The 6101-nt window shown below is 67.6% G+C and carries 5 protein-coding genes; 3 read left to right on the top strand and 2 right to left on the bottom strand.

Features of this window, described 5'->3' with window-relative positions; all coding sequences use genetic code 11:
* The first annotated feature begins 106 nt into the window (after nt 1-106).
* Together ON45_RS20325 and selD are read left to right on the top strand one after the other, a co-directional pair.
* Nucleotides 107-1228, top strand: a complete 1122-nt coding sequence (locus tag ON45_RS20325) for a 6-phosphofructokinase (RefSeq protein ID WP_040496561.1) — start codon at nt 107-109, stop codon at nt 1226-1228.
* A gap of 82 nt (nt 1229-1310) precedes the next feature.
* Nucleotides 1311-2351 (top strand): selenide, water dikinase SelD, encoded by a 1041-nt coding sequence (gene selD / locus ON45_RS20320; RefSeq protein WP_083915208.1) that lies wholly within the window; start codon nt 1311-1313, stop codon nt 2349-2351.
* Between the two features lie 12 nt (nt 2352-2363).
* Here selD and ON45_RS20315 read toward each other — a convergent pair whose 3' ends face one another.
* Nucleotides 2364-3116 carry an acyl-[acyl-carrier-protein] thioesterase gene (locus ON45_RS20315; RefSeq protein ID WP_040496559.1) on the bottom strand — a complete coding sequence of 251 codons (753 nt, stop codon included), beginning with the start codon at nt 3114-3116 and terminating at the stop codon, nt 2364-2366.
* Nucleotides 3117-3198: 82 nt separating this feature from the next.
* Here ON45_RS20315 and ON45_RS20310 point away from each other — a divergent pair, with 82 nt between their 5' ends.
* Nucleotides 3199-5175 carry an alpha/beta hydrolase family protein gene (locus ON45_RS20310; RefSeq protein ID WP_148288806.1) on the top strand — a complete coding sequence of 659 codons (1977 nt, stop codon included), beginning with the start codon at nt 3199-3201 and terminating at the stop codon, nt 5173-5175.
* Nucleotides 5176-5204: 29 nt separating this feature from the next.
* Here the strand turns inward: ON45_RS20310 and ON45_RS20305 are convergent.
* Nucleotides 5205-6101 (bottom strand): NAD(P)H-dependent flavin oxidoreductase (locus ON45_RS20305; protein ID WP_040496558.1); only part of this gene is annotated, 897 nt, incomplete at its 5' end.

The following is a 6101-nucleotide window of genomic DNA, read 5'->3' as shown; positions in this document are numbered from 1 at the left end:
GAACCATCGGGTGTCAGACACCCGATGGCACCGGGGAGCTTGAACGCTGTGTGAACGGCGGTGCCGATCGGGCAGCCGAGCGGCCGACGTCGCCTACGGTGGCGGCGTGACGGAAATCAAGCGCGTCGGGATCAGTACGGGTGGTGGCGACGCCCCCGGACTCAACGCGGTCATCAGATCGGTGACCCTCGCGTCGCGCAACCGCGGCTGGGACGTCGTGGGCATCCGCGACGGGTTCAACGGTCTGATGTTTCCGGACGAGTACATCGACGGCGGGTTGATCGAGTTGACGCGCGAGTCGGTGCGCGGCATCTCGCACCTCGGTGGCACGATCCTCGGCTCCACGAACCGCGGCAACCCCACGGCGTATCCGATGCAGCAGGACGACGGAACGTGGCTCGAGGTCGACCGCACGCCTGAACTGCTCGGCCGATTCGCCGACGCCGGAATCGACGCACTGGTCACGGTCGGCGGCGACGGCTCGTTGACGATCGGAAATCAGCTCCACCAACACGGCCTCCACGTGATCGGCGTCCCGAAGACCATCGACAACGACCTCGACAAGACGACCGCGACATTCGGGTTCGACACCGCGGTGAGCTTCGCATCGGAGTGCATCGACCGCCTGTTCACCACGGCCACCTCGCACGGTCGGATCATCGTCGTCGAGGTGATGGGCCGCTACGCGGGCTGGATCGCGCTGCACGCCGGGATGGCTGCCGGGGCGCACTGCATCTTGATTCCCGAGATCCCGTACGACCTCGCACCGATCGCCGCGACGATCCGTCAGCGCGAGGAACGCGGGGCGAAGTTCTCGATCGTCGTGGTCGCCGAGGGAGCCGTCCCGGCAGGTGGTGCTGTCTCCACGGTCGGCAAGGCCGTCGGGCAGGCGGAGCAACTCGGCGGAGTCGGGAGCCGCGTGGCCACCGAGTTGCAGGAGTTGACCAGCAAGGAGTCCCGCTCCGTCGTGCTCGGACACCTGCTGCGCGGAGGCAGCCCGACCGCCACCGACCGGCTGCTCGGCCTCCGCTTCGGCGCCGCGGCCGTGCGTGCGCTCGTGGAGGGACACGACGGCGTGATGGTCGCTCTCGATCCGCCGACGGTCACCTACGTTCCGCTCGCCGAGGCGGTGTACCGCATGAAGAGCGTGCCGCCGGATTGCGACACGATCCTCACCGCCCGCGACCTCGGCATCAACTTCGGCGACCGAATGCCCGACACGCTCTGACGACCGGGTGAATCGACGCCGTCGGACTCTCACCGATACCGTGAAGCGCCGATGATCGAACGTGCACGGGAGGGGGGTGACGATGAGTGAACGAGACCGGATCCGCCTGACCCAGTTCAGCCACGGCGCGGGTTGAGGTTGCAAGCTCGCTCCGGGCGAGCTGGCGCACGTCGTGCACCATCTGCAACATGATCACCCCGCCGAGCTCCTCGTCGGTTCCGACACCGGCGATGACGCCGCGGTCTGGCGCCTCGATGACGAACGCGCCCTCGTGTCGACTGCCGACTTCATCACGCCGGTGGTCGACGATGCGCGCACGTGGGGCCGGGTCGCCGCGGCCAACAGCGTGTCGGACGTCTACGCGATGGGCGGGCGACCGCTGTTCGCACTCAACCTCGTCGGCTGGAACACCGACGAGCTGCCGACCGAACTGCTCGGCGAGCTGCTGGCGGGCGGCCAGGACATCGCGACCGCCGCCGGATTCGCGATCGTCGGCGGACACACGATCGACGACCCCGAACCGAAGTACGGTCTGGCCGTCACAGGCGAGGTGCATCCTGACCGAATCCTGACCAACGCTGGTCTGCGCGTCGGCCAGGACCTGATCCTGACCAAACCGCTGGGGGTCGGCGTGCTGACCACCGCGATCAAGTCCGGCGCGGCCAGCGACGACGAGGCCCGGGCGGCGGTCGCCTCGATGATCCGGCTGAACGACGCCGGTGCCCACGTCGCCCTCGACGCCGGAGCCACCGGCTGCACCGACGTGACGGGCTTCGGTCTGCTCGGTCACCTGGGCCGGATGGCGATCGAGTCGGACGTGCGATGCGAGGTCGAGTTCTCCACGATCCCATTCCTCCCTGGTGCGGTCGACCACGCCGCCGCTGGAGTGATGCCGGGCGGGAGTCGCCGCAACCTCGACTGGGGCTCGGACCTCCTCGACCCCGGCGACCGCAGCGAGACCGATCAGCTGTTGTTCGCCGACGCCCAGACCTCGGGTGGGCTGGTCTTCGGGGTCGAACCGGGAGCGACCGATGACGTGCTCGCCGCGCTCCGGGAGTCGGGCCATACCGCCGCCCACATCGGAACAACCAGCGCGGGCCCGCCCGTCATCGCTCTGCGCTGACCGGCCCGAGTCCTACGCCCGGTGGGCCCAGCGCGCGGCGGCGAGCGTTTCGTCACCACTCGTGAGCCAGGCCGTGGTGGTCGAGTTCGACCGGTCCACGACGATCTCGACGTCGTCACCGTTGCGTTCGAGCGGCCGGAGGTACTCCAACTCGGCACGCCCGACGCGAGCCGATTCGTCCAGCTCGGCAGCTTCCTCGAGGAACGCCCACGTCGCCGCATTGTTGACGTGTCCGAACGGATCGAGATCGGTACGTCGAACGTGCCACGGGGCACCCGGCTGCGAGCCCTCGGGTGTGCTCGGAAGCGCCAACCGCGACGACACGACACGCCCACCCGACGCCGTGCCGTAGGCGTCGGTGAAATCGGACTCGATCCGCGTCGGTCGTGCGGTCGATGGATCGACCTGCACCCAGAGGCTGACCGCGTCGATCATCGCTCCCCGGTCGCCGACGATGCGGCTCCGACGTTCAGCCCACGAGCGGCCGATTCCGGTACACCAGGTCGTGGCCTCGATCGATTCCCCGAGCCCGGCCGGGACACGGGACTCGATCATCGTTCGTCGGACCAGCCAACCGAACCGGCGATCGAGTCCGGCATCGGACGCATCGTCGGTCGCGACGTCCTGCAGCACCCGCGCGATCGCGTCGAACCGCATCCGTCCCATTCGGTCGACGTCGCCGAGGCGGACTCGCACGGGGATCGTGAAGCGTCGGCCGTCGTCGGGTTCGTCCAGGAGTTCGATCGCAGGGGCGGCGCTGGGCACCCACGCATCATGGCCCCTGTTTCGGCGGACCCGCACATCGACGCGGTACACCGGCGGCCGAGTGCACGGCTACCGTCCGTCCATGGTTTCGTCTCAGAGCACCGGCCAACATCACGACATCGCCGTGCGGATGATCGATCAACGCAGTTGGGTCACCGACGTCGCGGTCTCGCCTGATGGCGACCGAGTCGCGTTCGTCGTGGCGACGATCGACCTCGAGGCCAACACGACCGAGCGCCGGATCTGGCTCGACGACGTGCCGGTCACCGAAGGCGACCACGACGATCACCCGGCATGGTCGCCGGACGGTCGGTTCCTCGCGTTCCGTGCGAAACGCAGTTCCGAGAAGACCGACGCGACGATGCACGTCCTTCCGGTCGACGCACCCGGCGAGAGTCGAACGGTCTGCACGATGCCCGACGGACTCGGCGACATCGCGTGGTCACCGGACGGGACGATGCTCGCATTCACCAGCCGAACGCAGCACGAGCGGTACACGAAGGAGGATGCCTCGTGGCAGGCCCCGCGCAAGGTCGAGCGCCTGTTCTCCCGACTGAATGGCGAGAACTGGATCTTCGACCGGCCACGACACGTCTACGTGGTTCCCGCCGACGGTACGGGACGTCCGCGCAACCTCACCCCGGGCGAATTCCAGCACAGCGGTGTGTCCTGGCTCCCCGACTCCGACGCGATCGTCACGTCTGCGCAGCGCCACGAGACCTGGGACATCGACTTGGCGGTGGACCTGTACGTCGTTCCCGTTTCCGGCGACGGCGAGATTCGTTGCCTGACGGCCCACGACGGCTCGTATTCGCATCCGAGCGTGTCGCCCGATGGCAAGCTCGTTGCATTCCTCGGACACGGAGACCTGCTCACCTTCCCGCAGAACGCCGCCGTCGGTGTCGCCCCCCTCGATGCGACGACGAAGGAGTCGGACATCATCTGGGCGTCGGCCGGCCTCGACCGCACGTTCATGCCGCTGTCCGGAACGCGTGCTCCCGTCTGGCGCGACGACATCTCGGTTCTCGCTGCGGCCGAGGATCGAGGCGAGACGCACCTGTTCCATGTCTTCGTGGACGGATCCCAGGTGCCCGAACCGCTCACCGACGGACCGATCGTCGTGTCCGGGTTCGACGCCGCGGCGGGCACCATTGCGACCGTTCGCTCGACCGTCGATCGTCCCGATGAACTCTTCCTCGGAGGTGTGCAACAGACACACGTGACCGCGCGCTGGTCCGACGACCTCCTTCCGTGGGAGAAGTTCGAGGTGCCGACGACGGACGGCTCGGATGTGATCGATGCCTGGATCATGCGGCCGGCCGACTTCGACGAGACGAACACCTACCCCGTGCTGCTCAACGTGCACGGCGGACCGTTCGCTCAATACGGCGAAGGATTCTTCGACGAGGCCCAGTTCCAGGCAGCCGCCGGATTCGTCGTGGTGCTGAGCAACCCTCGGGGCGGCAGCGGACGCAGCACGGAGTGGGGACAGGCCATCCTCGGACCGAAGCACCCCGTGAAGCCTGGGTCGGGCTGGGGCGGGCTGGACGCCGACGACGTCCTCGCCGTGATCGACCACACGCTCGAGCGGTTCACGTTCTGCGACCGCGATCGCGTCGGCATGCTCGGTGGCTCGTACGGCGGGTACATGGCCACGTGGCTCGCGGCGAATCACGACGGCCGGTTCCGCGCGTTCTGCTCCGAACGAGCCGTGAACAACCTGGTGTCCGAGGAGTGGTCCAGCGACATCGCGACCGCGTTCCGCACCGAACACGGCCCGCTCCACATCGACGACCCGGAGCTGTACGCGTCCCATTCCCCGATCCGCCAGGTGCGTGAGATCGACCGACCGATGTTGCTGATCCACTCCGAGGAGGACTGGCGCTGTCCGATCAACCAGGCCGAGGAACTCTGGGTCGCGTTGAAACTGCTCGGCAAGGAGGTCGACTTCTACCGATTCCCCGGCGAGAACCACGAACTGTCCCGCTCCGGCTCGCCGGTCCACCGTGTCCAGCGCGCCGAGATCATCCTCGACTGGTTCACCGAGAAGCTCGCCTAGCGTTGCGTGACGGGTCGGAGCGGACGACCTCAGGCGTACGTGGCGGCGAGTTCTCCCAGCAGAACGCGGCACTCGGCGGCACAGGAAGTGATGATGTCGGCAACCGGTTCGACCTCCTCGATCCGTCCGGCGACCTGACCGCTCAGCGCGAGGCTCGCGTTCATGTCACCACCGAAGTAGAGGTCGAGTGTCGAACCGATCAGAGCGGTCATCGCGTTCGTCTCCGTGTCCATTTCGAGCGCTTCGCTCCGTTCGGTCCGCAACGCCCGCAGCGCCGGTGAGGTGTGCCGGTTGAGGAACACCGTGTCGGTCTCGGCGGCGTCGAGAATCGACTGCTTCCAGTTGTCGTGGACGGGCGACTCCGCCGCCGACACCATCCGCGTCCCCATCTGGATCCCTTCGGCACCGAGCGCCAGCGCGGCGGCCATCGACGGGCCGTCGACCATCCCGCCGGCGGCGATGATCGGGACGTCGACCTTCGAAGCGATCAGTGGGAGCAGCACCATCAGCGCCACGTCACGCGGGTTCTTGAAGCCGCCGCCCTCTCCCCCTTCGACGACCAGTCCGTCGACCCCGGCTTCGACCGCCTTCAACGCCCCGTGCAGCGTCGGCACCACGTGGAAGACGGTCAACCCGGCTTCTTTCAGTTGCCCCGTGTACTTGGTCGGGTTGCCCGCCGACGTTGTGACGAACTGGATGCCCTGATCGACCACGAACTGGACGATCCCAGGGTCGCGGACGAAGGCCTGCGCGATGTTCACTCCGAACGGCTTGTCGGTGAGATCGGCCATCTTCTCGATCTCGATCCGGACCGCGTCGAGTTCACCGGACGATGTCTCGATGATCCCCATCCCGCCGGCGTTGGACACCGCTGACGCCAGCTGCGACCGGGCGATCCACCCCATCGGCGCTTGCACGATCGGATA

Origin of the sequence: Ilumatobacter nonamiensis YM16-303 (assembly GCF_000350145.1) — a bacterium.
GTDB classification, from domain to species: Bacteria; Actinomycetota; Acidimicrobiia; order Acidimicrobiales; family Ilumatobacteraceae; genus Ilumatobacter_A; species Ilumatobacter_A nonamiensis.
This window is presented reverse-complemented; position numbering and strand designations above follow the sequence as displayed.

Excerpts from the sequence above, each read along its gene's own strand:
- ON45_RS20310 (WP_148288806.1), top strand. The coding sequence starts at position 3,199 with ATGGTTTCGTCTCAGAGCACCGGCCAACATCACGACATCGCCGTGCGG.